Raw genomic sequence first — 25,717 nt, forward strand, 5'->3', positions numbered from 1 at the left:
CCCAACCGGGTTCGCGGCCTTTGAGTTGCAGTTCGTAGAACCGCTCTCTGTGGGCGAAGGGGGACTTGAACCCCCACGTCCCGAAGGACACTGGCACCTGAAGCCAGCGCGTCTGCCATTCCGCCACTCGCCCGAATGACCGAGGCAGCGTAACACTGCGAGCGCGCCGTTCCCAAACCAGCCGATCAGCGGGCCGATCAGGCGGCCGTCAAACTGTCAGAAAACCCTTAACCTCATCTAGATCAGGTCACTGACCTGCATCGATCGGATTCTCAGAGTTCTGTTGGTCCCGCATTACGGCACCAGGCCGATACCATGCTTGTGAGCAGTGTGGCCAGAGCGACACGCGGGAGCACGGGTGGCCGTGCCGAGGCGACGTACGACAACGAGAAAAGGCGGGCGGTGACATGGGTCTGGTCGACCGCATCGAACGCAAACTCGAGTCGACCGTCGGCGATGCGTTCGCCCGGGTCTTCGGCGGCTCGATTGTGCCCCAGGAAGTAGAGACGGCGTTGTGCCGGGAAGCCGAGTCCCGAGCCCGTACGGTGGCCGGTGGACGAGTTTTGGCACCGAACGACTACGTAATTACGCTCAGTGGCACTGACTATAAGAAAGTAAGCGCCGATACTGACCTGACCTCGACCGCGTTCGCCAAACATCTGGGGGGATTCATTCGTGATCAGGGGTGGCAAACGTATGGTGATGTGGTCGTTAGATTCGAGCAATCACCGAACTTGCACACCGGACAGTTCCGCGCACATGGCGCGGTTAACCCCGATTCGACCGCTGGCGAATCCGCGCGAGCCCAAGGCGACCATGCGTTCACCGCAGAATCAGGAGAACCACCTATGACCGATAACCCGAATTACCGCGGCGGCCAGGGACAAGGGCGGCCCGGCGACGACTATTACGACGACCGTTACGGCCACCCGCAGGATGACCCCCGTGGCGGGCAGTACCCGCCGGATCAAGGCGGCTATCCCCCGCAGGATCAGGGTGGCTACCCTCCGCAGCGCGGCGGATACGGCGGCGGCGACCGCGGTGGGTACCCCGACCAGGGTGGCTACCCGGATCAAGGCGGCTACCCCGACCAGGGTGGGTACCCCGATCAAGGCGGCTACCCCGACCAGGGCGGTTACCCCCCGCAGTCCTACGAGCAGCAGCGCCCGCCCGCCGGCTACGGCGGCCAGCAAGGCGGCCAGCCGGGCGGTGGTTATGACCGCGGCTACGGCGGACAGCCGGGTGGTGGCTACGGCCAGCCCCCGCAGGCCCCGCCGGGTGGCCAACCCGGTTACGGCGGCGCCAGCGACTACGACTACGGACGTCAGGACCCCCGCCAGGGCGGCGGCTACCCGGAGCAGGGTGGCGCTTACCCCGAACAGGGCGGCTACGGCGGCGGCGGCGGACAGTCCTACGGACGCCAGGACTACGGCCAGCCGCAGGATTATGGCCGCGGCTACGCCGAGCCCCAGCAGGGCGGCGGTTACGCGGAGCCTGGCTACGGTGACGCAGCAGGTTATGGCGAGCAGGGCGGCTTCGGCGGCGGCGACTACGGCGCACCGCAGGGCGGCCAGCCCGGTTACGGTGCCCAGCAGGGCGGCTACGGCGGCGGTGACTATGCCGCAGGTGGCGCTGCAGTCACGCTGCAGCTCGACGACGGCAGCGGCCGCACCTACCAGCTCCGTGAGGGCGCCAACGTGATCGGCCGCGGTCAGGACGCACAGTTCCGTCTGCCCGACACCGGGGTGTCACGCCGGCATCTCGAGATCCGGTGGGACGGCCAGGTCGCGTTGCTGTCAGACCTCAACTCCACCAACGGCACCACGGTGAACAACGCACCGGTGCAGGAGTGGCAGTTGGCCGACGGCGACGTGATCCGGCTGGGCCATTCCGAGATCATCGTGCGCGTGCATTGAGCGTCTGAGACCGGACACACCTGAGTGGCAAGCACCCCGCTTCGCCCTCACGGCGAACGCCGTCCAAGTATCGTGACGTTGCCGACGGTAGCTGAGCGATACCAGTGGGGCGGATACGGAGAGGACGTCAGATGCAGGGGTTAGTGCTGCAACTGACGCGTGTCGGATTCCTCCTGCTGCTGTGGCTGTTCATCTGGTCGGTGCTGCGCATCCTGCGGACCGATATCTATGCGCCCACGGGCGCTGTGATGGTGCGCCGGGGATTGGCCCTCCGCGGCTCTCTGCTGCCGAGTCGGGACGGACGTCACATCGCGCGGCAATTGGTGGTCACCGAGGGCGCACTGGCCGGTACCCGCATCACATTGGGTGCCCAGCCGGTACTGATCGGCCGTGCCGACGACTCCACTCTGGTGCTCACCGATGATTACGCTTCGACGCGCCACGCCCGGCTCTCGCCACGAGGTTCGGAGTGGTACGTCGAGGACCTAGGATCGACCAACGGCACATACCTTGACAGGGCGAAGGTGACAACAGCGGTAAGGGTTTCGATCGGGACGCCGGTCCGAATCGGTAAGACGGTAATCGAGTTGCGTCCGTGACGCCGCGCACGCGAGGAGCAGATCGGATACTGCGCATGCGAGGAGCACGAGAAACAACATGACCCTCGTACTCCGATATGCCGCGCGCAGTGACCGCGGGCTGGTTCGCGCCAACAACGAGGACTCGGTGTACGCCGGGGCGCGGTTGCTGGCACTGGCTGACGGCATGGGCGGCCACGCCGCAGGCGAAGTGGCCTCACAGCTGGTCATCGCAGCGCTCGCCCACCTCGACGACGACGAACCTGGCGGCGACCTGCTGGGCAAGCTCAACACAGCCGTGGCCCAGGGCAATGCGGCGATCGCGGCACACGTCGAGGCCGACCCTGAACTCGAGGGCATGGGCACGACGCTCACCGCGATCCTGTTCGCGGGCAACCGCCTCGGCCTGCTCCACATCGGCGATTCCCGGGGATACCTGCTGCGCGATGGCGAGCTGACCCAGATCACCAAGGACGACACCTTCGTCCAAACCCTCGTCGACGAAGGCCGGATCACGGCCGAGGAGGCCCACAGCCATCCGCAGCGCTCGCTGATCATGCGGGCGCTGACCGGCCACGAGGTCGAGCCGACCCTGATCATGCGTGAGGCCAAGGCCGGCGATCGCTACCTGCTCTGCTCGGACGGTCTGTCCGATCCGGTCAGCCACGAGACCATCCACGAGGCCCTCCAGATCGAGGACGTCGCCGAGAGCGCCGATCGGTTGATCGAGTTGGCGCTGCGCGGCGGCGGACCGGACAACGTGACCGTGGTGGTTGCCGACGTCGTCGACTACGACTACGGACAGACCCAGCCGATTCTGGCCGGTGCCGTGTCCGGGGACGACGACCAGAGCGCGCCGCCGGACACCGCTGCCGGGCGGGCTTCTGCGTTCAACCCGCGCCGCAACGAACCGAAACGAGTGGTCCCCCAGCCGGCCGAGCCGGACCGCAAGCCGCGGTCGCGACGCCGGATACTGATCGCCGCCGTACTGCTGGTGCTGGTGCTCATCTGCGGGCTGGCGATCGGGCGGCAGATCATCCGCAACAACTACTACGTCGCCGCACACGACGGCACGGTGTCGATCATGCGCGGGGTGCAGGGCTCGTTTCTGGGCATCTCCCTGCAGGAGCCGTACCGCCTGGGCTGCCTGAACGCCCGCAACGAGCTGTCGCTGATCGGTGTCGACGAGGACCGGAGCCGGCTCGACTGCCGCTTGATGGCGGTCGACGACCTGCGCCAGTCCGAGCGCACCTCGGTGGCGGCCGGCCTGCCCGGCGGCACGCAGGACGAGGCCATCAAGCAGATCAACGACATGGCCCACGGCTCCGTCCTGCCGGTGTGTGCGCCGCGCACCGCGCCGACGACATCGAGGCCCACCCCACCGCCCAGTCCGTCGCCGTCGCCGTCACCTGCTCCGGGTGTCGCGCCGACTCCGGCACCTGGCGCGGAGACACCGGCACCCGAAACGCCTGCGCCTGAATCCTCGGCGCCCGGGACCGCCGTTGTCCCGGCCCCGGTCCTACCGACACAGTCCCCGACGGTCACCGCATTGCCGCCCCCACCACAAGAACCGGGGAAGAACTGCCGAGCCGTGTCATGACGACTCAACCCCAGTCGCCGGTTACCGTCATGCCGCCGCTCCCCAATCGGCGCAACGCGGAACTGCTGCTTCTGGGGTTCGCGGCCTTCATCACCACCATCGCGCTGCTGATCGTCGAGGCCAACCAGGAGCAGGGCCTGAGCTGGGACCTCGTCGGCTACGTCGTCACCTTCATCGCCCTGATGGGCGTCGCCCACCTGGCCATCCGCCGGTTCGCGCCCTATGCCGACCCGCTGCTGCTGCCGGTCGTGGCGCTGCTCAACGGGCTGGGCCTGGTCATGATCCACCGGCTCGACTTGGCCAAGGGTGAAACCGCGACGGATGGGCTCGGTGGCACCGCGAGCCAGCAGATGACGTGGCTGCTGATCGGCGTGATCGGCTTCTCCGTCGTGGTCGCGTTGCTGACCGACCACCGCATGCTGGCCCGGTACGGGTACATCTGTGCGCTGACCGGCCTTGTGCTCCTTGTGATTCCGGCATTGCTGCCGACGAGATACTCCGAGCAGTACGGCGCCAAGATCTGGATCCAGTTCCCCGGCTTCTCGATTCAGCCCGCCGAGTTCTCCAAGATCCTGCTGCTGATCTTCTTCGCAGCGGTGCTGGTGGCCAAGCGCGATCTGTTCACGAGTGCGGGGAAACATTTCTTCGGACTCGACCTGCCGCGGCCCCGTGACCTGGCTCCCCTGCTGCTGGCCTGGGCCGCCTCGGTGGGCGTGATGGTCTTCGAAAAGGACTTGGGCACTTCCCTTCTGCTGTATGCCTCGTTCCTCGTGCTCGTCTACGTGGCTACCGAGCGCCTCAGCTGGGTGGTGATCGGGCTGACCCTGTTCGCCGCGGGAAGCGTTGTGGCATACCAGGTTTTCGGCCATGTCCGGGTGCGGGTGGAGACCTGGCTCGACCCGTTCGCCGATCCCGACGGCGCCGGCTATCAGATGGTGCAATCCCTGTTCAGCTTCGCCACCGGCGGCATCTTCGGCACCGGTCTGGGCAACGGACAACCCGGCACTGTGCCCGCCGCAGCGACGGACTTCATCATCGCCGCGATCGGCGAGGAGCTCGGATTGGTCGGGCTCGCAGGCGTTCTCATGCTCTACACGATCTTCATCATCCGTGGCATGCGCACCGCGATCGCGGTGCGTGACAGCTTCGGCAAGCTGCTGGCAGCCGGCCTGTCCGCCACCCTGGCCATCCAGCTGTTCATCGTCGTCGGAGGCGTCACCAAGCTGATTCCCCTGACCGGGCTGACCACCCCGTGGATGTCCTACGGCGGATCTTCGCTGCTGGCCAACTACATCCTGCTGGCCATCCTGGTGCGCATCTCTCACTCCGCACGGCGGCCGATCACCACCACGCCGGCGCCCAACCCCACCCCGATCGCGGCGGCCAGCACCGAGGTGATCGAGAAGGTATGAACACCTCCCTGCGCCGGGTGGCAGTCACGATCATGGTGCTGATCGTGCTGCTGTTGGCCAACGCCACGATCACCCAGGTTTTCACCGCCGACGGGCTACGTGCGGACCCGCGCAATCAGCGGGTGCTGCTCGACGAGTACTCGCGCCAGCGGGGCCAGATCACCGCAGGCGGCCAGCTGCTGGCCTATTCGAAGGCCACCGACGGCCGGTTCCGCTTCCTGCGGGTCTACCCCAACCCCGAGGTGTACGCCCCGATCACCGGCTTCTACTCGCTGGGCTATTCCAGTACCGGGCTGGAGCGGGCCGAGGACACCATCCTCAACGGCTCCGACGAGCGCCTCTTCGGCCGCCGGCTGGCCGATTTCTTCACCGGCCGCGACCCGCGCGGTGGCAATGTCGACACCACCATCAATCCGCAGGTGCAGCAGGCCGCCTGGGATGCGCTGCAGCACGGCTGCAACGACGGCCCCTGCAAGGGCTCTGTGGTGGCCCTGGAGCCCTCGACAGGCAAGATCCTTGCCATGGCGTCGTCTCCCTCGTACGACCCCAACCAACTCGCCACACACGACCTGGGCGCCCAGAGCGAGGCCTGGCAGCAGTTACGCGACAACGAGCAGTCCCCACTTCTCAACCGCGCCATCTCGGAGACCTATCCGCCGGGCTCCACGTTCAAGGTGATCACCACCGCGGCTGCGCTTCAGGCCGGCGCCACTCCGGATACCCAGCTGACCGCGGCGCCGCGGATCCCGCTGCCCGACAGCACCGCGACGCTGGAGAACTTCGGCGGATCCTCGTGCGGCCCCGGTCCCACCGCGACGCTGCGTGAGGCGTTCGCCAGATCCTGCAACACCGCGTTCGTTCAGCTGGGCCTCAACACCGGCGCCGACAAACTCAAGTCCACCGCCCAGGCGTTCGGACTCGACGAAGCCCCGCCCACCATTCCGCTACAGGTGGCCGAATCGACCACCGGTCCGATTTCGGACGCGGCGGCACTGGGTATGTCCAGCATCGGGCAGCGGGATGTCGCTTTGACACCCCTGCAAAATGCGCAGGTGGCCGCCACCATTGCGAATGACGGCATCGCCATGCGCCCGTATCTTGTGGATAGCCTAAAAGGACCCGACCTGGCCACGATCGCCACCACCGCCCCCGCCCAAGAGCGCCGGGCGGTGTCACCCCAGGTCGCAGCTACACTTACGGACTTGATGGTCGCCGCCGAGCAGGTGACTCAGCAGAAGGGAGCCATCGCCGGCGTGCAGATCGCTTCTAAGACCGGTACGGCAGAGCACGGGACGGATCCCCGTAACACTCCGCCGCATGCCTGGTACATCGCATTCGCACCGGCCAGTGACCCCAAGGTCGCGGTCTCGGTGTTGATCGAGGACGGCGGGGACCGGTTGTCGGCCACCGGCGGCGCACTCGCCGCCCCGATCGGACGTGCCACCATTTCGGCGGCACTGCGGGAGGCGTCATGAGTCACCTCGCCGGAGGCGAGAAATGAGCCCGCGCGTTGGAGTCACGCTGTCCGGGCGTTACCGGCTGCAGCGGCTGATCGCCACGGGCGGCATGGGTCAGGTCTGGGAGGCTGTCGACTCCCGGCTGGGCCGGCGCGTCGCGGTCAAGGTACTCAAGGCCGAGTTTTCCACCGATGCCGAGTTCGTCGAGCGGTTCCGGGCCGAGGCCCGCACGGTGGCCATGCTCAACCACCCCGGCATCGCCAGCGTGTACGACTACGGCGAGACCGAGCTGGACGGCGAAGGCCGCACCGCGTACCTGGTGATGGAGCTGATCAACGGCGAGCCGTTGAACTCGGTGATCAAGCGCACCGGCCGGTTGTCGCTGCGCCACGCCCTGGACATGCTCGAGCAGACGGGGCGCGCGCTGCAGGTGGCACACACCGCTGGCCTCGTGCACCGCGACGTCAAACCGGGCAACATCCTGATCACCCCAACCGGTCAGGTGAAGCTGACCGACTTCGGTATCGCCAAGGCTGTCGACGCCGCCCCGGTCACCCAGACCGGCATGGTGATGGGCACCGCCCAGTACATCGCGCCCGAACAGGCGCTTGGCCATGACGCCACCGCGGCCAGCGACGTGTACTCCCTGGGAGTCGTCGGCTACGAATCTGTCTCCGGCAAGCGGCCGTTCACCGGCGACGGTGCACTGACGGTGGCGATGAAGCACATCAAGGAGACCCCGCCGCCGCTGCCCGCCGATCTGCCGCCCAACGTGCGCGAGCTGATCGAGATCACCCTGGTGAAGAACCCGGGGATGCGTTACAAGTCGGGCGGCCCCTTCGCCGACGCGGTCGCCGCGGTGCGCTCCGGTCGTCGTCCCCCGCGTCCCAACCAGGCTCCGACGCTCGGTCGGGCCGCCCCGGCGGCGGTTCCGTCGGCAGCGCAGGCGCGCGCCGCAGCGGACCTCAGCGGCCGCACCCCGGTGACCGCCACCCGGGCCAGGCCGACCACGGCCGCACACCGGCCCGCGCCCGCCCCGCGACGCACGTTCTCGTCGGGTCAACGTGCCCTGCTGTGGGCCGCCGGGGTACTCGGCGCGCTGGCAATCGTGATTGCCATCCTGATCGTCCTCAATGCTCAGGACCGCAAGGATCAACCCCCGCCCACCGTCACCGACACGGTGACCCAGACGACGCCCTACCAAACGCCGGCAGCGTTGCCGGACCTGGCATTCCACGCGATCGTGCCCAGGGGAGCCGCCGCTCAGGTTGTCCCGAAGGCACCAGAACAGATACTGCAATGACGACGCCTCAGCATCTCTCTGACCGATATGAACTCGGTGAAATCCTCGGCTTCGGCGGCATGTCCGAAGTCCACATCGCACGCGATACGCGGTTGCACCGCGATGTCGCGGTCAAGGTCCTGCGCGCCGACCTGGCCCGCGACCCCAGCTTCTACCTGCGTTTCCGCCGGGAAGCGCAGAACGCGGCCGCGCTGAACCATCCCGCCATCGTTGCGGTGTACGACACCGGCGAGGCCGAGACACCCAACGGGCCGCTGCCCTACATCGTCATGGAGTACGTCGACGGTGTGACGCTGCGCGACATCGTGCACACCGAGGGTCCGATCCCGCCGAAGCGCGCGATCGAGATCATCGCCGACGCCTGCCAGGCGCTGAACTTCAGCCACCAGCACGGCATCGTGCACCGGGACGTCAAGCCGGCCAACATCATGATCAGCAAGGCCAATGCTGTGAAGGTGATGGACTTCGGTATCGCGCGGGCCCTGGCCGATACCGGCAACAGCGTCACGCAGACCGCCGCGGTGATCGGCACCGCGCAGTACCTGTCGCCCGAGCAGGCCCGCGGGGAAACCGTCGACGCTCGTTCCGACGTGTACTCACTGGGCTGTGTGCTCTACGAAATCCTCACGGGCGAACCACCTTTCATCGGTGACTCTCCGGTGGCAGTGGCCTATCAGCATGTCCGCGAGGATCCGGTCCCGCCGTCGAGCCGGCACACGGGCATCTCCCCAGAGCTCGACGCCGTCGTGCTCAAGGCACTGGCCAAGAATCCGGACAATCGCTACCAGACCGCGGCCGACATGCGCACTGATCTGATCCGCGTGCACAGCGGCGAGGCTCCCGAGGCACCCAAGGTGCTCACCGACGCCGAGCGGACGTCGATGATGAACTCCGGGCCGATGCTGACCCAGGGTGGCGCTGCGCCCACCCAGAACCTGGTGGTGCCTCGCCCCGCCGACCGCAACGCCTCGCTGGCCCGTTGGCTGATCGCCGTCGCGGTACTGGCGGTGCTGACTGTCGTGGTGACGGTCGCGATCAACATGTTCGACGGCAAGCCACGCGACGTGCAGGTGCCCGACGTGAGCAGTCAGCGTTCGGCCGACGCCGTCGCCACACTGCAGAACCGCGGGTTCAAGACCCGCACCGAAGACAAGCCGGACAACCAGATTCGGCCGGGGTACGTCATCAGCACCGACCCGGGGGCCAACAGCATGGCGGCCGCCGGTGACGAGATCACCGTGAACGTCTCCCGCGGACCCGAGCAGGCCCAGATCCCCGACGTCGCCGGCCTGTCCCCGAGCCAGGCCCGACAGAAGCTGAAGGACGCCGGGTTCGACAAGGTCAAGGAATCGGCGAGCCCGTCGACGCCGGAGCAGAAGGGCCGGGTGCTGGCCACCAACCCGCCGGCCAACCAAACCGCGGGGATCATCTACGAGGTCACCCTGGTGGTGGGTTCGGGCCCCGAGGACACCTCGGTTCCCGATTGCAAGGGTCAGAGCGCCGATGTGTGTAAGCAGATTTTGACCGCCTCGGGCTTCACCAACACCGTGGTCATCGACGTCGACAACACGGCGTCTCCAGGGCAGGTGGTGGGTACCGAACCAGCCGCCGGCACGTCGGTTCCCAAGGACACGCCGATCCAGATCCACGTTTCCAAGGGCAACCAGTTCGTCATGCCCAACCTGGTCGGCCAGGTCTGGGACGACGTCTATCCGCGACTGACCTCTCTCGGCTGGACCGGGGTACTGGACAAGGGGCCTGACATCCGCGACAGCGGTCAGCGCACCAACGCCGTCGTCACCCAGAGTCCGCCGGCGGGCAGCGCGGTGAACTTCGGGGCGAAGGTCACGCTGAGCTTCGCGTCGTAGCCGCCGCTACGGCGTGGGCCACCTCGGCCTCGAGCGCGGCCACCAGACGTTCCTCCGGGGCGGCACCGCAGACGCCGAGCCAGTTGGCCAGCATGCGGTGCCCACCCTGGGTCAGGATCGACTCCGGGTGGAACTGCACGCCGTGGATGGGGAGCTCGGTGTGCCGCACCGCCATGATCACTCCGCTGTCGGTCCGCCCGATCACCTCGAGCTCGTCCGGCACGGTCTCGGGCAGGATCGTCAACGAGTGGTAGCGGGTCGCGGTGAACGGATCGGGGAGACCCTTGAGCACGCCGGCGTCGGAGTGATGCACCACGCTGGTCTTGCCGTGCAGCAGTTCGGGTGCGCGGTCGACCGTGCCGCCGAAGGCGACCCCGATGGCCTGATGCCCCAGGCAGACGCCGAGTAGGGGAGTGCCTGCCGCCGCGCACGCGTGTACGAGCGGGATCGTGGCGCCGGCCCGTTCCGGGGTGCCGGGGCCGGGGCTGAGCAGCACGCCGTCGAAGTCGGCTGCCACCTTGGCGAGGTCCGCCTCGGTGGCCAGGCGCTCATCGTCGTTGCGCCAGACCTGCGCGTCCACCCCGAGCTGGCCCAGATACTGGACCAGGTTGAACACGAAGCTGTCATAGTTGTCGACGACCAGAACCTGCATCGGCCCAGGTTACTGGATGATCCAGGGCATCGATTCTGCGGTGACGGCGGTCTGTACTCGCACTTTTGCGCCCTGGTCGCAGAGTCAGCGCAGACAGAGATCAATAGCCGACAGGGCCCGCAGGTTTCGCGTAGCGCATCCGCACCGGCTCGGTGTGCCCCGTCAGCTCTACCTCGGCCCGGGGCTCCTCGACATAGCCCAATCCGAAGCGCACCACGTACTGCTTGTACAGGGTGACCAGTGGGGCTGCCGCGAGCGCGGCCTGCATGGCCGGGGCGTCGCCGATCGCGGTGATCACGTAGGGCGGACTGTAGGTGCGGCCGTTGAGCAGCAGGGTGTTGCCAACGCAGCGGGGCGCCGAGGTCGCGATGATGCGTTGGTCCTGCATCTGGATGCCTTCAGCACCGGCACTCCACAGCGCATTGAGGACGGCCTGGATGTCCTGTTGATGTACCACGAGGTCGTCGGGGGAGGCGTCGCGGGGGAAGCGCCCCTGGGCGTCGCGTTGGGCATCGTTGAGGGTGACCACCAGGCCAGGCCCACGCATCGGCACTGTGCCCGCGTCCACGGCCAACTGGGCCGAACGTCGGGTGATGGCCTCGAGGGCCGCGTGGGAGCCTGGCGATCCGCCGTGGTGACTGTCGATCTCGGTGGCCAGCGAGTCGCGCTGGGCCGTGAGCCGGTCGACGGACTGTTGGGCCTCACGCACCAGGTCGACGAGCCGGGGTGCGTCGCTGCGGCGAATCTCGTCACCACCCGAGACCCCGTGGGTGGCGGCCAGCAACAAACCGGCGGCCAGGCAGACCACCGGGACGCCGAAGCGCCAAGGGGATCGATCCGGTTGGTCCATCGCAGTCTCTCCTGGACGTGCAGCTACGTTAGGCTCGTGAGGCATCCTGCCTCATCGTCGCACCGTGTGACGCCGACTGTCCGCGAAGGTACCCATGCCCAAGTCCAAAGTCCGTAAGAAGAACGATTTCACCATCAAGCAGGTGAGCCGGACTCCGGTCAAGGTGAAAGCCGGACCGTCGAGTGTGTGGTTCGTCGCGCTGTTCATCGGTCTCATGCTGTTCGGCCTGTTGTGGCTGCTGGTTTTCCAGCTCGCCGCGACCAACCCCGTGGACACCCCGTCCTTCCTTCAGTGGATGGCCGATATGGGTCCGTGGAACTACGCGGTCGCCTTTGCCTTCATGATCACCGGGCTGTTGCTCACGATGCGCTGGCGCTGATCCGGGGGCAGACGATAATGAATTCATCTTACGTTTTCAGCGTTACCAGCTCAGCAACGCCGCCGATGCTCAATCACATCGTTGTGATTCATCCCCATTGGGGATAGCACCTGTGGATAACTCCATTAGTCGCGGTAAGAGGGTGTGAAGAACCCGTGCAGCAAACTCATTGGAGCCCACCGGCCGCTGGAGTCGCAGGTTGCGCCGTAGCCGGACTAGCGATGGCTATCGCAGCTGTGACCGTGATCACAGACCCGCCCGGACGTGTTCTTGCCGGCATAGCTGGGGTGGGATTGCTCACGTTCGCAACATTGTCGTGGCGAGCCCGGCCGAAACTGGCAATCAACCAAGACAGTCTCACCGTCGCCGGTTGGCTGCGGACCCGGACGTATCGTCGCAATGAGATCCGGAAGATCCGCATCACCGAGTTCCGTCGCATCGCCCGCAAGGTCCGCCTGCTCGAGATCGACACGGTCGACGACCGGCTGGAGGTCCTCACGCGGTGGGACCTGGGAACAGACCCGCTCGACGTCCTCGACGCGCTCACCCAGGCCGGTTTCTCGACCGGCTAGGCCCGGAAATGAAAATTCCCCACACAACACGCGACGCCCCCGAGTCCGGGGGCGTCGCGCATTGGTATGTGCGGGGAAGTGCCCGTTATGACACGGTGATCGATTCCACGACGACCGGGTCGGTCGGGCGGTCGGAGCGATCGGTCGGGGTGGAGGCGATCGCGTCGACCACCTTCTGCGACTCGGCGTCGACGACCTCACCGAAGATGGTGTGGCGACGGTTCAGGTGCGGCGTCTTGCCGACCGTGATGAAGAACTGCGAGCCGTTGGTGCCCGGCCCGGCGTTGGCCATGGCCAGCAGGTAGGGCTTGTCGAACTGGAGCTCAGGGTGGAACTCGTCGGCGAACTTGTAGCCTGCGTCGCCACGGCCGGTACCGGTCGGGTCACCGCCCTGGATCATGAAGCCGTCGATCACCCGGTGGAAGATGACGCCGTCGTAGAACGGACCGGAGGTGCCGCCCGAGGCGTTCTCGGTGGTGTAGTCCTTGGTGCCCTGCGCCAAGCCGACGAAGTTGGCCACGGTCTTGGGAGCGTGGTTTCCGAACAGTGCGATCTTGATGTCGCCGCGGTTGGTGTGCAATGTCGCCGTCGCGGTCTGAATGGGGCTCGTCACGGCTACTCAGTCTGCCATCCCGGTTCGCGGCGAGGGTCAGATACCCCACCAAGCGCCCCAGACCCGCGCAGAGATGGCAGTCTGGATCTCAGCCGACAGATGGCCCACCCGGGTCCGTCGCCAGTGTCCCGCCAGTGCCCAGAAAGGTGCCAGATGACCGCGAACGTCGATACCCGGTTGGCCCCCCGTCAGCGCCTAGCCCGCGGCTTGAAATACAGCGCTGTCGGTCCGGTCGACGTGACCCGCGGCGTGGTGGGCCTGAGCGCCAACACCGTGTCCGCCGTTGCCGCCGGGCTGCGCAAGCGCTACGACTCGGGCAAGCTGCGCCGTCAGCTCACCGCCGCCGCGGAAGCGGTGGCGGCGTTGCCCGAGGTACTGCAGGAGGCGGCGGCAGCACCCGAGCCCAAGCGACGTCGCCGCCGGTTGGTGCTCGCCGGGGTCGCCGCGGCAGTCCTTGCCGGTGGGGCCGTGACGTTCTCGATCGTGCGGCGGTCCACTCGGCCCGAGCCCTCTCCGCTGCCGCCCAGCGTCGAGGTCAATCCGAAGCCCTGACGCGGTAGCCGCTGCGCGCCCGGCTATTCGTTGAACTGCGCCTCTGCCGGGTCGCACACCTTCCACGCGCCCGATTCCTTGCGCAAGTACAGCGAACCGGAGTGCTCGGAGTTCGGTCGCAGGAATTGGACCTGCGCCACATCGTCTTTCACCGTGACGCCCGTGACTTCGAACGGCTGGCGGTTGTCCTTGGCCCCCGGACCCAAATCGCCAGGGTCGAAGCCGTCGCCGTCGGTGACCAGGTCATGCTCCTCCTGACAGAGTGTCGCCAGCATCTTGTCCTGATCCTGGGTGTCTATCGCTTCGGCGAATTGAGAAGCGACGTCCTTGATCGCACCCTTTTCCCGACTCCCCGAAAACCACATCCAACCGCCGACACCGCACAGGATCAGTAGCACCGGCACGGCGATCGCCAACGCGATCAACAACTTCGACCTGCCCGCACTCCTTCCGGGCTGCTCCTGCTGATATCCCTGCCACGGTTGCGGAAATCCCGACTGCGGAATCCCATAGACCGGCGGGGCGCCGCCGGGCGTCGGGTATCCCGATGGGGGATAGCTCGGCGGCTGTCCGTAACCCGTTGGCGGACAAGGCTGTTGCGGCGACGCCCAGTCAGGCGCGCCGGGACGGTTCGGGTCACCACCAAACGGTGACGTCGGTCCTGTCATCACACCTCACTCCACCTTGCCTTTTGCGGTCAATTCGGCGGCCACTTGATCGAAGCCGATCTCCAGCCGACTCACTCTCCGTTGGCCCTCACGAGGTTGTCGATGATGTCCTGCAGCTGATTTCGGGTCTCGTTCTGTAGCTGTATCTGTTTTCCCGCCCAGCTCCGGTCCGCCTCGGGCAGCATGCGTGCAGCGCTGCCCGAATACTCGGCGGTATTCGCAGTCCAGGACATCCATTGGAAGTTCAGCGGTACCTGCGACAGCAGATACATCTGATCCGAGGTCAACTTCAGGAAACCAGGAAGCTTGATCAGCTCCGCCAGCGGAACAATGTGGTCCGGCACGACTTTCGCGTCGCCGGCCGGTGTCTCTCCGATCTTCTGTCCCGGATAGGCCGGGTCGGGGGCTCCTGCCGGCGGCGCGGCCGCACCGGCAAGGTGGATATCTTTCGGCACGTTCCTCGAGCTGTCTCCGCGCAGAGCTTCGTACAGTGGCCGTTCCGGCGCGTCCTTGGGCATGGTTTCCCGATCCCCCTTGCGGACGGCCGGCGGCTGATAGCCCGCGGGGATACCTTTCCTCGCGTCGTCGATCGCGAGCCGTTGCGCTGCCGTGGGCGTGGCCAGCTGTAGCCCTGACGGGTCCTTGGGCGTCAGCACCGCGACTGCGGCGTCGCACGCGTCGATACGCGGCATCAGCGCGCTGCGGTCGGCCTCGAGCTGTACCTTCTCCGCGTTGAACACATCGACAGCGGCATGGTCGTAGGCGTTGACGGAGCCGGTCCGGCTGTTGTGATCGTTCGCGCGCTGTATCCACGCATCAAGTTGGGCAGCGGGGTCGGGGCACACCTGATGCAGGATGTCGGCGCGAGCCACAGACAAGACGGGCCCCGCGATGACGGACGCCCACATCAGCCCCGCTGCGAATACCGGCGCGAGCAACACGCGCACCATTCTGCTGACCACCACTTGCCCCCCGACTGCCCGAAAACTCCCGGCCACATTCAAGCACGCAGGTTATGGCCGGCCTGTGGTCGGAAACAAGAAAAGCGGCCCCGGATGGCTGTCACCGGAACCGCTTTGACCGAACTTTGATTGTGGAGCCTAGGAGATTCGATATCTCTAGGTGGCGCAAAGGTATCCACGACGTACACGACGGCTGCTAGTTCGGAGCGCAAGCGCCTGTCGTGAACGAGTTATCTCTAGCTGATCCGCGACGACGTGTTGGCGGTGGCCTGCGTCGTTCTTGCGCCGATGGACCTTGGGTTCTTGGGGAGCGCGTATGCCTGATCTGTCGGAGTGATATGGCATCGTCGATTTATGGAGGCTCCCAACCAGGTCATCTGCGAGTGCTGCGACTTGAGCGTGCCCGAACGTCTAGCGTCGGCGGACCGCAACGCCCATGGGCTGGTACGGGGCTGGATATGCCGCCAATGCAATGAGCACCGCGGTGACCCGTTGAAGACCGCTCGGGACCACGAATACGAGGTGCGGGTCCGTTGGGGAGAAACCGCCGACGAGTTGAACGCTGCATTGGACCGCGCTGACAACTACCGCAAGAAGATGCTCGCAGCCTTCGCATCACGAGACAATGTGCTGCGCCAGTTCGAGAAGCTGAGCCGTCACCATCACGAGATTGGCCACGGCTGTGTCTGCGGCAAGCGACGATGCGAAGTACTCGCCATCGTCGACGTCGACTGGATCAACGATCACATTCGACGGCTCCACGACCGCGAGGCAATGTAGCCAGACTGATCAGGTCTGCACGTTCTCGGAGGCCGCCGCGCTGCTCGGCGTTGTCAGGCCGAGCTCGTGAGCACGTTTCCAGGCTGCGGCTAGATTGGCAGCCCGGCTGTCGGCTGACACCTCGCACAGGAACTGGCTGCATTCTTTTTTGTTGGTCTGCCAACGTAGTTCGGCGTACAGACGCAGGTAGCGGCGTCGGAGGATAACCCGCCCGAGGGCACCGCAGTCCTGCATGACGCGACAACCGCGACCACCTGCGGCCTGGTCTTGTTCGAGTGCTTGGGACTGTTTGGTCCAGTAGGGATGGACCCGCCACTGGGTGTCGCGGACAGGTGTCTTGTTCCAGCCCACGGTCGAACCTCGGCGTCTTTACACCATGGTGAGGTGTCGGCTGACGGGTTGATCGCTTGCGGTGCCAAATAGGTCAGCGCGTTGTGTGCTTGTGAGCAGGGTGATTTCGTCGAGTTCGCTGGTGGTGTATCCGGCCGCCACGAGTTGTTTGAGCACTGAGCTGGTGAGTTTGGGTTGTTCTGCGGCGACGCCGGCCCGGGCCCCGTACATGCGGCCGGTCTCGTTGAGCAGCCGGAACATGGATCGGTACTGATAGTCGGACAAGGTGCCGCGTTCGCGGGCACGCATAACCAGTGACGACACGCTCACGCCCCAGGTCAGGCGCAGCTCGTCGAGTTCGTGGACGGTGCGAATGGAGACCCGGTCCAGATCGAACGCGATGTCGTCGATGGGCGCCAGGAATTCGGCGGCGAACGCGGTGGCACGGCGTTCGGTCTCTGTTGGGCTGACCAAGGTCATCGCGTCCATCACGAGGTGGCCGAGTTCGTGGGCGAGGGTCATCCGCATGCGGTCAGGCGGCAAGGCTGCGTTGACGTACACCAGATGCGGATGGTGCTGGTTTGCCCGCAGGGTGACAGCGTCGATCTCGCGGTCGGCGAAATCTTCCAGGACGACGAAAATCCCTGCAGCTTCCAGTAATTCGGCCATAGAGCGGATCGGACCGGCCACCCGCCAGAGGCGCCGCAGCACCTGCGCGGCGGTGATTTCGCCGTGCTCGGCGGCGTAGTCAGCGGGGTCGAGTTCGGGCAGCGAGAGCACGGGGTTAAGGTCCGCGCGGGCGCCGATACGCCCCAACCGCATCGCGATGAGGTTCGCTCGCGCCCAGACACGGTCACGTTTCCACTCCGCGGTGCTGGCGTTGGCGCGGAAGTGGGTGCCTTCGGCCGGCGACCGGGTGAACGGGACGCACAACGCCTCCGGTGGGCACTGCAGCACTCTCGCGTAATCGAGCAGGGCTTTCCCGGCCAGAGGCAGGACACCGGATTCGACCTTGCTCACGTGTGACGCCGATACACCGACCTGGTCGGCCAACTTCTTCTTCGACCAGCCGCAGGCGAGTCTGGTCAGCTGCACCATCACGTTGTTCGCCTCAGCGTAGGGCTCCGGTGCCGTCACAGATCAACTCCCCATCCGTCTCGGTGCTCGTTTCTGGACACTAACCCTCCGTCGAGCCGGCGCCCTGCAGAAACACCGTGTGATCTGCGTCTTTCTCGATTCTGCGGCTTTTCGACCTGCGACAAGAGTGGCTGGTGTGACTCAAAGCTCACCGTAGCGCTCATCTCGCCGTCGATACGCAGATGTGCTGGTACGGCGTGGCGCACGCGGCAAACCTTACCACGGTCAGCACGATTCTGGGCAAGATTTTCAATCGAAAGGTGCAGTCGTGACGGCGCTCTTTGAGGATTCCGAGCCGCGGGACCGCGCGGTGTCGCGTAAGGAGGCGACCCGCTTGCTGCGGCAGGTCACTACCGGGGTGGGAGCGCTGCTCCTTGCCGCTGTCGATGACTGGAATGCCCTGTCCGAGCGGCACGCTGCGCATCTGCGCACCGAGTTGCACGGGCTGCTCCGCGGTTCTCATGTCGCCGCTCTCACCGCGGCAAGCACTGCGGTATGGCTCGGCACGCAGGGCATGCACCCGCCCGGTCACATCGTGTCGAAACCGCATCGGTGGCCGATGATCAGCAGCCACGGCAAGACCTACATGGCCATCCACCACTACGAGATGGAACCGACCAATGCACGACGCACCGCGTTCTGCAACCAGGACTCCGAAACCTTGCGGCTCATCGATGCCGAAACCTCGGGTCTGATAGGTAATCCCACGCATTGCGAATTGACGTGGGACTACGACCCTTACACCGATACGCACATCCGCCGGATCTGGGTCAGCGCCCCCAGCGTCGACTGGGACAGATTCGAAATTCCCATGGCCAAAGCCCAAGCCCAGCTCGCGGCCTGGCGCAAACGCAAAATGAAGTGGCTACCGGCAGAACTGCCCGCCGACATGCATGCGGTGGCACCGTTGGCGGCCCGCGACGCAGACGACCGTCTCCGGCCGGGTATCGAGGTTCAACCGCCGCAGCGCTCAAAGGACGCCGGGGACGCCCAGTGAGGGCGGCACCGGTGACCGTGCACGGGCAACCGTCGTGGACGGTGGTCGACGACCATGGGTTGCCGATCGGAGAGGTCGAGCAGTTCCTGCACTGGTTGCGGGCAGTGGGACGCTCACAGAACACCGTCCGGTCCTATGCACGGCATCTGAGCCTGTTCTACCGGTGGCTTGCCGCACGCGGAATCGCCTGGGACGCCGTCGCCTTCGACGGGCTGTGCGACTTTGTGGGGGCGCTGTCGGTGGGATTGCCGCCGCTGCAGACCTGGCGTAACGGCCGGTCAGCGGCAACAGTGAAGGCTGTCAGCGCGGGTGTTCGTGAGTTCTATGAGTTCCACCGCGTGGAGGGCCGGGGACCGGCCGAGTTGGTGCTGACCCGCAACCCATCGAGGCTGCCGCGCCGATCGCACAGCTTCCTCGCGCACGTCAAGCAGCGGCGCCCAAGTGAGATCTCACGGCTGGTCAGGCGCGGTAAGTCTGCGGCAGAGACGGTACAGGTGATCGACTTCGAGACCGACTTCACCCGGCTACTGGAGGCAGCATCCACTGACCGGGACCGGCTGCTGCTCTCGGCGTTGTATGACCTGGGGCTGCGGGTGGGCCAAGCCCTGGGGCTGCACCACGGCGACCTAGACCCGATGCGCCGACGAGTGCGGGTGTGCCGCCGGGAAGACAACCAGAACGGGGCCTTGTCCAAGCAGCGAGCGCAGTTCACCGTGGACGCACCCCGCCGTTTCTTCGACCTGTACGCCGCCTACCTGCTCGGCGAAATCACCGGTGTGGACAGCGATTACGTATTCGTGAACCTGTCCCGACCTCCGGTGGGCGGCCCGCTGTCGTACTCGAACGCCTACCAACTCGTGGAGCGCATCGGCACGTCCGCAGGCATCGACGACCTGCATCCCCACACGCTGAGGCACACTCACGCCACGGCCCTGGCGCGGGCGGGATGGACGGCCGCCGAGATCGCCGCCCGGCTCGGGCAATCGCACGCCTCCAGCGCCGACGTGTACATCCACCTCGCTGGCGATGATCTGGCCGACCGGCTGCGCCGCACCGAACATCTGGTCTGGCGGGCACCGCAGAACGGAGCCGGTGATGCCACGCCGTGAATCCCGAAGCAACTCCGCCCCCACGGCTTTCCGCCCGTCACTGCGGGTGCCCGACGGCCCGTGGTGCCAGCCAACCTGGCAGGTGGTCGAGGTGCCCGGGGATCGCCGCAGGCAGGCTGCGGAGCCGTGCGCGGTCGACGACTGTGGCGGCGAGCGGTACTGGCTGGGCGGCCCCCGCGAGAACTCCGCCGCCAGATCCGGGCTGTGCTACGCGCACTACTTCCAATGGTTTCGCGCCGGCCAGCCCGCCGACTTCAACGCCTGGGCCAAGACCGAGTCGACACCGGTGGGCCCGCCGCGCGGACGCCCTTCCACCCGCATGGTCGACTTCCGACGGCTCCCACCGACCGCTGCCGACGAAATCCGGTTCGTCGTGGCCACCAAAGTCGGGAGGGGAGACTGGACGCCCAACGCCAGCCTCCGACGAGTCCTCGTGGTGCTCGTCGACACCGCCCAGGGCCGGATCACGGACTCACTGACCGAACGGCCCGTGCACGATTGGCTTCTGCTCTGCCGACAGCACTGGCCGTACGAGAGCCAATTCGACTCGCTGTGCGCACCCTACATCCGGCGTTTCTTCCGCCTGCTCGACGGCGCAACCAATCCCGACCCGTGGACGGACGATCATTGGTTCTGGCGCGACGGCTTCGAGTTCGTCCTCGATGCCACCCAATCGGGATCCACGCACACCGCCGTCGACTGGTCATCGGTGCCGGTGCCATGGCTGAAGGATGCCGTCAAAAAGCTTGCACGACAACAGCTCACCACGGCGACCTTGTCCTGGGGAACGCTGACCCAGTGGGTGCGCGCAACCCGCCAGCTCGCCCGATTCCTCACCCACGACGGCACGGTCCCCGATCCATCAGATGTGACCCGTTCAGTGTTCCTCGACTATCTGGCCTGGACACGGCGTAGCGACACTGACGCCGACCCTCGGTTGGCTAACACCGGCGCATATCTACTGGAGTCGCTGCACGACACCGGGCTCGTCTCAGACCTGGGATCATCGATGTTTCTACGCCGCGGAGAGAACGTCCACCGAAAGACCCGCAACCCTCGCCCCTTCCCGCCCGATGTCATCGAGCGCATCGACACCCTGATCGTCGACAACCCCGAAACCGACCCGACGCTACGGGCGATGATCGCCACGACCCGATGGGCGGGATGCCGAATCTCCGAATTGGTGGCCCTCCCGCTCGACTGCCTGCACCACTCGGACGGAGGGCACTGGATCGAATACTGGATGACCAAGACCAATTCCTGGCGCCGGTTTCCCATCCCGGACACCTTGGCCACGGTGATCCTGGCGCAGCAGACCCGTGTTCGAGACATCTACGGACCCGATGCCACGCACCTGTTTCCCGGCGCACGATCGAACGCGACCGCCGGCCGCACCCAGTCCTGGTCCACCAGCGGTCTGCGACACCGCCTCTCAGCCCTCTTTCGCGAACACGGAATCACCTCGTCGACGACCACCGGCGAGTCGATTTCCGGCGGGGACGTCCACCGCTTCCGCCACACCGTCGGGATGACGCTGCTCAACAACGGATGGACTCAACAAGAAGTCCGAGACTTCCTCGGCCATCAGAGCGACACCATGACCTCGACATACGCGCGGATCACCGACGACACACTTGCCCGCAAATCACGCGAATTCTGGGACAACAAGCCGGAGAGCCGCTCCGAGGGCGACGCGGGTGTTGAACGGCTCCGCGCACGCTTCACCGCGGCCCTGCCGAACGGGTTCTGCACGCTGCCGTCGGCGCAACGCTGCGAGTTTCGGCCCAATCCCTGCCTGGACTGCTCGTTCCACGACCCCGGCGGCCGCGTCTTCCTCGGAACCCACATCGCTCACCGAGACCAGCTCCAACGCCTCGCTGCCGACGCTGCCGAACGCGGCGACACCGAAGCGGCGGAGCTGAATACGACGATGCTCGACAAAGTCACCAAGCTGATCGGCGAAATCGATCCGGACGCCCCACTGGAGACATCATGACCGCCGACGACCGAGAACTCCGCACCGCCCGTCTCGCCGAAGCCGCAGCGGCCCGCACCGCCGACGCGGCGGCCCGAGCCCGCAGAGCCATCACCAAACTGCACGCCACCGGGCAGCCGATCACCTTCGTCTCGGTGGCCCGCACCGCGGGAGTGTCGACCAGCTTTCTGTATCAGCACCCCGACCTTCGGCGTGAAGTCCGAGAGCGACGTAGCCCTGCCGCCAGCCGCACCTCGACATCAACAGCCAGCTCGGCGACAGTGGAGTCGCTGCGCACCAAACTTGCTGTGGCCGTGCAACGTAACCGTGACCTCACCGAGGAGGTCGCGGTTCTACGCGCCGAGAACGAAGCCCTGCGCAGCCGAGTCCTAGAACAGCGCTCGACGCGAACACAATCGGCGACACCGTCATCGTGACCAACTGCTCGCCCAAGTGGAGGCTGCGCTACAGCTCCGCTCGATGAGCCGACGGCGCCCTTCGACCGTCAGCGGCGCGTTCTTGGGGTCACCGGGCCGCGCCGGGCGCGGACGCACGGCGGGCAGTGTCGCGGTTGTCGACGGCGTGGCGGACCTCGGTGATGGCTGCTCGGATCATGTTTCCGTACGTATCGTCGTCGAGCGACGCTATGTGCTGCTCGGCGTTGTTGATGTGCTCGGAGGCTGCTTCGAACGCGCCTAGGCGGCGGAGCTTGTCGGCGATGTTGACATGGAGGCTCGGGTAGAAGCCGGCGACGTGAAGGCTGGCGTGATACTGCTGGGCTCGATCGTCGCTGAGGACCTCGGCGGCATCGAGAGCACGCACATCCCAGATGAGTGCCACGGCGGGATCTTCGTGGAGTTCAGCCAGGTAGTGGGCGAGAGTGCAGCGGTGGAACGGGTCGCCTGTCACTCCGACTTGTTTCCAGATCGCGAGCAGGTCGCGTCGAGCCGACTCGCTGTCGCCGTCGCGGCCGAGGAGAATTGCTGTGGTGATGGCTTCCATTGTTGGGTCGGGCGAGGTGGCGTTTGCGGTCATGAGAGTTGTTCTGTCCTTTCGGTTTAGGGTGATTACGGCTTTCAGGCCGTCGTTCGGATCGCGGTGTTAAGTCACGACGAAGAATTCAGACACGGCATGACGAGCGTGGTGAAGTCGCCGTCGTCGGCCGACCGGACGGTGGCTGGTTGGTCGGGCCCGCGGAGGTCGAGCATTAAGTCGCTGCCGAGTGCGTGGATCACGGCTGGGTACAACGTGGTCAGCTCGAACCAGACCGTCAGGTCGGGGCCGGATGCGGTTCCGTCGAGTTCCACGGCGCCCTCGGGCAGCAGGAGGCTCGGCCGGTCGGCCGCTATCCGAAGGCCGACCTTCTCTGGCGCCCCTCGCTCCAGGGTCCTGAGGAGGTTCTGCTTCTCGACGGTGACGCGATGTGCCACGGGGGGAAGTGAACTGACCAGGAGCTTGTGGTCAGGGAAGACCTCGGTCAGCAGACGGCAGTGCGCGACGGTGTCGACCATGCGGAGGCCAAGGTTTCCTTCGCTTGCCTCCAGCGTCACGACTGGGGTTCGTCGAAGCCGCCAGGCTGCCGCCTGGAGGTCATCGCCGGCCAGCGTCCCTGCCCAGGAAGCGGCAGACGGCCGGTTGGGCACCAGGGTCCGTGTGGCCAGGCGGTAACGATCGGTCGCGATCAGCGTGACGGCGTCCGGCTGTGTTTCCAGGCGTACACCATTGAGGACCGGGATGTCGGGATCGTGGATCGTGGTGGCTACGATCTGGTCGATGGCCGCCGCGAGGACCGGACCCGAGAGCGCGCAAATGCTGAGGCGAGTCTCCTCGCCGAGGGACGCTTTGAGCGTCGTGGCGGCTCGTTGAATTCCGGTCGCCTCCGCGGCGACCTTGGCGACTTGATCGTCGATCAGCAGCGCCGCCTCCTGGGTGCTGGCGGTCAAGAACCTGCCGATGGTGGGCAGCGGCATCCCGATCTCACGCAGCTGACGCAACTGCGAGGCACGAACGAGCTGCGACTCGCTATAGAGCCGGTACCCCGTGAGCGGGTCAACCTGTTCGGGATGAAGCACGCCTGCATCGTCATAAAACCGCAAAGCACTCGCAGTCAGTCCGGCGAGCTTGGCGAATGCACCGATCGACATCAACTCTGGGTCAGCCATCCGAACATCGTCGGGCCTCAACCAACTTGAATGTCAACCGCGGCGACAGCCGTCAACAACGTCTCGCCCACTCACTTAGCCTTTAGCGCTCGAAAACCGGTGGTGCAGAGTCGCTGAGAGCTACTACCATGCTGCCGAGCCAAGTCGTCTAGTCGGAGAATATGCCGTTGTACACCGTGTGAGACCTCCCAAGCGCTGATTGATCACGCGTCGCACATGCGTGCGCCGCGCGTCTTTTTGGTGCGGACTTCTCACTGAAACAGGTGTATTTCTGTGCTCAAAAACTGGGCGGTCGTGCCCACCTGCCTGCCCCTCGTCGACCGCCGCTGCCAGGCGTGCACGTCCGAGCACTTCCGGGCAAGCGGCAAATTTCGCGTCAACGCAAACCACAAGCTCATCGACGCATGGCTCCTCGTGCTCTGTACCGCGTGCGGGAATACTGCGAAACTGTCGGTCTTGGAACGGGTGAGCGTGCGATCCGTGCAACCTGAGCTGCTAGACAGGCTGCACCACAACGACATTGACTTGACGGTTGAGCTCCTCCAGGATCCGGTCCTGCAACGCCGCAATCGCATCGCACTTGACTGGAACAACGCCTGGCGCCTCGACACCGACGGATCGGATCACCTCGACCACGACGTGATCGATGTCTCCGTCCGCTTTGCGGCGCGCATCCCGGTCCGGCCGGCGCGATTGATCGCTGAAGGTTTCGGTATCTCGCGTTCCGAGGCCGAGAAGCTAATCGCCGAAGGCAAGGTCGTTTCGGCACAACGGCTCAGCGGCAAGCTGTCCGGTGACTTCGCCTTCACACTCAAGCACTGAGCATCCTTTGGAGACTGGGTTACGCGGATGGCAAGGTGGTCGAGACGATTGGAGGTGCGTCGGATGCCGGTAGTCAGCGGCTGGGTTGCCAACGGGTTCGAGTCTGTCCGTGACGCATTCGAGGCTAACTTCGCTGGTGGAGCCGAGATCGGCGCGGCCCTGAGCGTCTATCGGGATGACCAGCCGATAGTTGACTTGTGGGCCGGGACAGCCGACCCACAGACGGGCCGGCCATGGGAACGAGACACTCTTCAGATCGTGTATTCCACCACCAAAGCTGCGACAGCCGCGTGCGCTCTGGTGCTCGTCGAGCGCGCCGAGCTCGATCTCGATGCGCCGGTTGCCACTTACTGGCCGGAGTTCGCCGCCGCGGGCAAGCAGTCGCTGCCCATTCGGTGGCTACTCACTCACCAGGCTGGTCTGGCGGCACTGGACCATCCGGTATCTCGCGATCACGCACTGGCTTGGACGCCGATGGTTGACGCTTTGGCCGCCCAACGCCCGCTGTGGGAACCCGGTGCGCAGCACGGCTATCACGCGCTGACCTTTGGCTTTCTGATCGGCGAGGTCGTGCGCCGAGTTACAGGGAGATCCCTGGGCCGCTTCTTTCATGACGAGATCGCCCAACCGCTGGGGCTGGACTTCCACATTGGGCTACCGCGAACAGATCTATCCAGAGTCAGCCGACTTGTCCTGCCTCCGGCGGACTTTGACTCCTCCCACCAGCCAAGTTTGGATGACTTGCCTGAGCCGTTTCGCGATCTCGCCGCTGCGTTCAGCGATCCCACATCGCTGACCAGACGTGCGTATGGCTGCGTTGAGCCAGCATTCGATCACAATGATCCAGCCGAACAAGTCGCCGAGCTGCCTTCCACCAACGGCATCTGCACCGCGCGAGGGCTCGCGCGGTTCTATGCAGCGTTGATCGGAACCGTCGACGACCACCGCATTCTCAATCCCGCCACGCTGAAAGCGGCAACCACCGCACACACCAAAGGCCCAGATCTCGTCACCCGCTTACCG

General features: G+C 65.8%; 26 protein-coding genes and 1 tRNA gene. 17 read left to right on the plus strand and 10 right to left on the minus strand.

Features of this window, described 5'->3' with window-relative positions; all coding sequences use genetic code 11:
* Nucleotides 1–50: 50 nt before the first annotated feature.
* Nucleotides 51–133: transfer RNA gene (locus tag A5779_RS21585), tRNA-Leu, on the minus strand.
* A gap of 274 nt (nt 134–407) precedes the next feature.
* On the opposite strand from A5779_RS21585, the gene A5779_RS21590 reads away from it, so the two are divergent.
* From A5779_RS21590 to pknB, 7 genes are all read left to right on the plus strand, one after another.
* On the plus strand, nt 408–1,916 hold the full coding sequence (locus A5779_RS21590) for an FHA domain-containing protein (protein ID WP_064885487.1): 1,509 nt from the start codon (nt 408–410) through the stop codon (nt 1,914–1,916).
* 131 nt (nt 1,917–2,047) lie between these two features.
* Nucleotides 2,048–2,515 carry an FHA domain-containing protein FhaB/FipA gene (locus tag A5779_RS21595; protein WP_055119261.1) on the plus strand — a complete coding sequence of 156 codons (468 nt, stop codon included), beginning with the start codon at nt 2,048–2,050 and terminating at the stop codon, nt 2,513–2,515.
* 58 nt (nt 2,516–2,573) lie between these two features.
* Nucleotides 2,574–4,094, plus strand: coding sequence for a PP2C family protein-serine/threonine phosphatase (locus A5779_RS21600; protein ID WP_064885489.1), 1,521 nt, complete (start codon nt 2,574–2,576; stop codon nt 4,092–4,094).
* Nucleotides 4,091–5,506, plus strand: coding sequence for a peptidoglycan glycosyltransferase RodA (locus tag A5779_RS21605; protein ID WP_064885491.1), 1,416 nt, complete (start codon nt 4,091–4,093; stop codon nt 5,504–5,506). The genes A5779_RS21600 and A5779_RS21605 overlap by 4 nt, the downstream gene beginning before the upstream one ends.
* A complete protein-coding gene (pbpA, locus tag A5779_RS21610) occupies nt 5,503–6,981 on the plus strand; it encodes a D,D-transpeptidase PbpA (protein ID WP_064885492.1) in 1,479 nt (492 codons plus the stop codon). Before A5779_RS21605 ends, pbpA begins: the two co-directional genes overlap by 4 nt.
* Before the next feature lie 22 nt (nt 6,982–7,003).
* Nucleotides 7,004–8,266, plus strand: a complete 1,263-nt coding sequence (locus tag A5779_RS21615) for a protein kinase domain-containing protein (protein WP_055119253.1) — start codon at nt 7,004–7,006, stop codon at nt 8,264–8,266.
* Nucleotides 8,263–10,134 (plus strand): Stk1 family PASTA domain-containing Ser/Thr kinase, encoded by a 1,872-nt coding sequence (gene pknB / locus A5779_RS21620; RefSeq protein ID WP_064885494.1) that lies wholly within the window; start codon nt 8,263–8,265, stop codon nt 10,132–10,134. Before A5779_RS21615 ends, pknB begins: the two co-directional genes overlap by 4 nt.
* Here the strand turns inward: pknB and A5779_RS21625 are convergent.
* Together A5779_RS21625 and A5779_RS21630 are read right to left on the minus strand one after the other, a co-directional pair.
* Nucleotides 10,112–10,786 (minus strand): aminodeoxychorismate/anthranilate synthase component II, encoded by a 675-nt coding sequence (locus A5779_RS21625; RefSeq protein WP_064885495.1) that lies wholly within the window; start codon nt 10,784–10,786, stop codon nt 10,112–10,114. The two genes, pknB and A5779_RS21625, sit on opposite strands and share 23 nt — an antisense overlap.
* A gap of 100 nt (nt 10,787–10,886) precedes the next feature.
* Nucleotides 10,887–11,636: a DUF881 domain-containing protein gene (locus tag A5779_RS21630; RefSeq protein ID WP_055119247.1), complete on the minus strand. Its 750-nt coding sequence runs from the start codon at nt 11,634–11,636 to the stop codon at nt 10,887–10,889.
* A gap of 94 nt (nt 11,637–11,730) precedes the next feature.
* Between A5779_RS21630 and crgA the strand changes: the two genes are divergently transcribed.
* Both crgA and A5779_RS21640 read left to right on the plus strand, forming a co-directional pair.
* The gene (gene crgA / locus A5779_RS21635; protein ID WP_003883285.1) at nt 11,731–12,015 is read left to right on the plus strand and encodes a cell division protein CrgA; all 285 of its coding nucleotides are present in this window, start codon (nt 11,731–11,733) and stop codon (nt 12,013–12,015) included.
* 155 nt (nt 12,016–12,170) lie between these two features.
* Nucleotides 12,171–12,587, plus strand: a complete 417-nt coding sequence (locus tag A5779_RS21640; RefSeq protein ID WP_064885497.1) for a PH domain-containing protein — start codon at nt 12,171–12,173, stop codon at nt 12,585–12,587.
* Nucleotides 12,588–12,672: 85 nt separating this feature from the next.
* Here A5779_RS21640 and A5779_RS21645 read toward each other — a convergent pair whose 3' ends face one another.
* Nucleotides 12,673–13,200 (minus strand): peptidylprolyl isomerase, encoded by a 528-nt coding sequence (locus A5779_RS21645; RefSeq protein WP_064885499.1) that lies wholly within the window; start codon nt 13,198–13,200, stop codon nt 12,673–12,675.
* Between the two features lie 153 nt (nt 13,201–13,353).
* Between A5779_RS21645 and cwsA the strand changes: the two genes are divergently transcribed.
* The gene (cwsA, locus tag A5779_RS21650; RefSeq protein ID WP_064885500.1) at nt 13,354–13,752 is read left to right on the plus strand and encodes a cell wall synthesis protein CwsA; all 399 of its coding nucleotides are present in this window, start codon (nt 13,354–13,356) and stop codon (nt 13,750–13,752) included.
* 23 nt (nt 13,753–13,775) lie between these two features.
* On the opposite strand, the gene A5779_RS33895 is transcribed toward cwsA, so the two are convergent.
* Together A5779_RS33895 and A5779_RS21660 are read right to left on the minus strand one after the other, a co-directional pair.
* Nucleotides 13,776–14,420: an Rv0361 family membrane protein gene (locus A5779_RS33895; protein ID WP_131811673.1), complete on the minus strand. Its 645-nt coding sequence runs from the start codon at nt 14,418–14,420 to the stop codon at nt 13,776–13,778.
* A gap of 71 nt (nt 14,421–14,491) precedes the next feature.
* The gene (locus A5779_RS21660) at nt 14,492–15,361 is read right to left on the minus strand and encodes a hypothetical protein (protein WP_131811674.1); all 870 of its coding nucleotides are present in this window, start codon (nt 15,359–15,361) and stop codon (nt 14,492–14,494) included.
* A 513-nt stretch (nt 15,362–15,874) separates the two neighbouring features.
* On the opposite strand from A5779_RS21660, the gene A5779_RS33115 reads away from it, so the two are divergent.
* Nucleotides 15,875–16,162 (plus strand): hypothetical protein, encoded by a 288-nt coding sequence (locus A5779_RS33115; RefSeq protein ID WP_236734843.1) that lies wholly within the window; start codon nt 15,875–15,877, stop codon nt 16,160–16,162.
* 9 nt (nt 16,163–16,171) lie between these two features.
* On the opposite strand, the gene A5779_RS21670 is transcribed toward A5779_RS33115, so the two are convergent.
* Both A5779_RS21670 and A5779_RS21675 read right to left on the minus strand, forming a co-directional pair.
* Nucleotides 16,172–16,513 (minus strand): hypothetical protein, encoded by a 342-nt coding sequence (locus A5779_RS21670; protein ID WP_064885506.1) that lies wholly within the window; start codon nt 16,511–16,513, stop codon nt 16,172–16,174.
* Nucleotides 16,514–16,531: 18 nt separating this feature from the next.
* Entirely contained in the window at nt 16,532–17,629 is a 1,098-nt protein-coding gene (locus A5779_RS21675) for an ImmA/IrrE family metallo-endopeptidase (protein WP_064885508.1), read from the minus strand.
* 268 nt (nt 17,630–17,897) lie between these two features.
* Between A5779_RS21675 and A5779_RS21680 the strand changes: the two genes are divergently transcribed.
* From A5779_RS21680 to A5779_RS21695, 4 genes are read left to right on the plus strand one after another with little or no spacing between them, the layout of a single operon-like run.
* Nucleotides 17,898–18,626, plus strand: coding sequence for a hypothetical protein (locus A5779_RS21680; protein ID WP_064885510.1), 729 nt, complete (start codon nt 17,898–17,900; stop codon nt 18,624–18,626).
* Nucleotides 18,623–19,735, plus strand: coding sequence for a tyrosine-type recombinase/integrase (locus A5779_RS21685; protein WP_064885512.1), 1,113 nt, complete (start codon nt 18,623–18,625; stop codon nt 19,733–19,735). Before A5779_RS21680 ends, A5779_RS21685 begins: the two co-directional genes overlap by 4 nt.
* The gene (locus A5779_RS21690; protein ID WP_236734844.1) at nt 19,722–21,731 is read left to right on the plus strand and encodes a tyrosine-type recombinase/integrase; all 2,010 of its coding nucleotides are present in this window, start codon (nt 19,722–19,724) and stop codon (nt 21,729–21,731) included. The genes A5779_RS21685 and A5779_RS21690 overlap by 14 nt, the downstream gene beginning before the upstream one ends.
* The gene (locus tag A5779_RS21695) at nt 21,728–22,147 is read left to right on the plus strand and encodes a DUF6262 family protein (protein ID WP_064885514.1); all 420 of its coding nucleotides are present in this window, start codon (nt 21,728–21,730) and stop codon (nt 22,145–22,147) included. Before A5779_RS21690 ends, A5779_RS21695 begins: the two co-directional genes overlap by 4 nt.
* Before the next feature lie 88 nt (nt 22,148–22,235).
* On the opposite strand, the gene A5779_RS21700 is transcribed toward A5779_RS21695, so the two are convergent.
* Entirely contained in the window at nt 22,236–22,745 is a 510-nt protein-coding gene (locus tag A5779_RS21700; protein ID WP_064885516.1) for a hypothetical protein, read from the minus strand.
* A gap of 71 nt (nt 22,746–22,816) precedes the next feature.
* The gene (locus A5779_RS21705) at nt 22,817–23,872 is read right to left on the minus strand and encodes a DNA polymerase III subunit beta family protein (RefSeq protein ID WP_064885518.1); all 1,056 of its coding nucleotides are present in this window, start codon (nt 23,870–23,872) and stop codon (nt 22,817–22,819) included.
* A gap of 273 nt (nt 23,873–24,145) precedes the next feature.
* Here A5779_RS21705 and A5779_RS21710 point away from each other — a divergent pair, with 273 nt between their 5' ends.
* Both A5779_RS21710 and A5779_RS21715 read left to right on the plus strand, forming a co-directional pair.
* A complete protein-coding gene (locus A5779_RS21710; RefSeq protein ID WP_064885520.1) occupies nt 24,146–24,694 on the plus strand; it encodes a DUF1062 domain-containing protein in 549 nt (182 codons plus the stop codon).
* Between the two features lie 63 nt (nt 24,695–24,757).
* Nucleotides 24,758–25,717, plus strand: a 960-nt coding sequence (locus A5779_RS21715; RefSeq protein ID WP_064885522.1) for a serine hydrolase domain-containing protein, incomplete at its 3' end; no start/stop codon positions are given.

The organism is Mycolicibacterium peregrinum (assembly GCF_001665625.1).
Lineage (GTDB): Bacteria > Actinomycetota > Actinomycetes > Mycobacteriales > Mycobacteriaceae > Mycobacterium > Mycobacterium peregrinum_B.

Bases quoted from the DNA above. Each gene is read 5' to 3' on its own strand.
- A5779_RS21590 (WP_064885487.1), top strand. From the start codon at position 408: ATGGGTCTGGTCGACCGCATCGAACGCAAACTCGAGTCGACCGTCGGC.
- A5779_RS21595 (WP_055119261.1), top strand. From the start codon at position 2,048: ATGCAGGGGTTAGTGCTGCAACTGACGCGTGTCGGATTCCTCCTGCTG.
- A5779_RS21600 (WP_064885489.1), top strand. From the start codon at position 2,574: ATGACCCTCGTACTCCGATATGCCGCGCGCAGTGACCGCGGGCTGGTT.
- A5779_RS21605 (WP_064885491.1), top strand. From the start codon at position 4,091: ATGACGACTCAACCCCAGTCGCCGGTTACCGTCATGCCGCCGCTCCCC.
- pbpA (WP_064885492.1), top strand. From the start codon at position 5,503: ATGAACACCTCCCTGCGCCGGGTGGCAGTCACGATCATGGTGCTGATC.
- A5779_RS21615 (WP_055119253.1), top strand. From the start codon at position 7,004: ATGAGCCCGCGCGTTGGAGTCACGCTGTCCGGGCGTTACCGGCTGCAG.
- pknB (WP_064885494.1), top strand. From the start codon at position 8,263: ATGACGACGCCTCAGCATCTCTCTGACCGATATGAACTCGGTGAAATC.
- A5779_RS21625 (WP_064885495.1), bottom strand. From the start codon at position 10,786: ATGCAGGTTCTGGTCGTCGACAACTATGACAGCTTCGTGTTCAACCTG.
- A5779_RS21630 (WP_055119247.1), bottom strand. From the start codon at position 11,636: ATGGACCAACCGGATCGATCCCCTTGGCGCTTCGGCGTCCCGGTGGTC.
- crgA (WP_003883285.1), top strand. From the start codon at position 11,731: ATGCCCAAGTCCAAAGTCCGTAAGAAGAACGATTTCACCATCAAGCAG.
- cwsA (WP_064885500.1), top strand. From the start codon at position 13,354: ATGACCGCGAACGTCGATACCCGGTTGGCCCCCCGTCAGCGCCTAGCC.
- A5779_RS33895 (WP_131811673.1), bottom strand. From the start codon at position 14,420: ATGACAGGACCGACGTCACCGTTTGGTGGTGACCCGAACCGTCCCGGC.
- A5779_RS21690 (WP_236734844.1), top strand. From the start codon at position 19,722: ATGCCACGCCGTGAATCCCGAAGCAACTCCGCCCCCACGGCTTTCCGC.
- A5779_RS21695 (WP_064885514.1), top strand. From the start codon at position 21,728: ATGACCGCCGACGACCGAGAACTCCGCACCGCCCGTCTCGCCGAAGCC.
- A5779_RS21700 (WP_064885516.1), bottom strand. From the start codon at position 22,745: ATGACCGCAAACGCCACCTCGCCCGACCCAACAATGGAAGCCATCACC.
- A5779_RS21705 (WP_064885518.1), bottom strand. From the start codon at position 23,872: ATGGCTGACCCAGAGTTGATGTCGATCGGTGCATTCGCCAAGCTCGCC.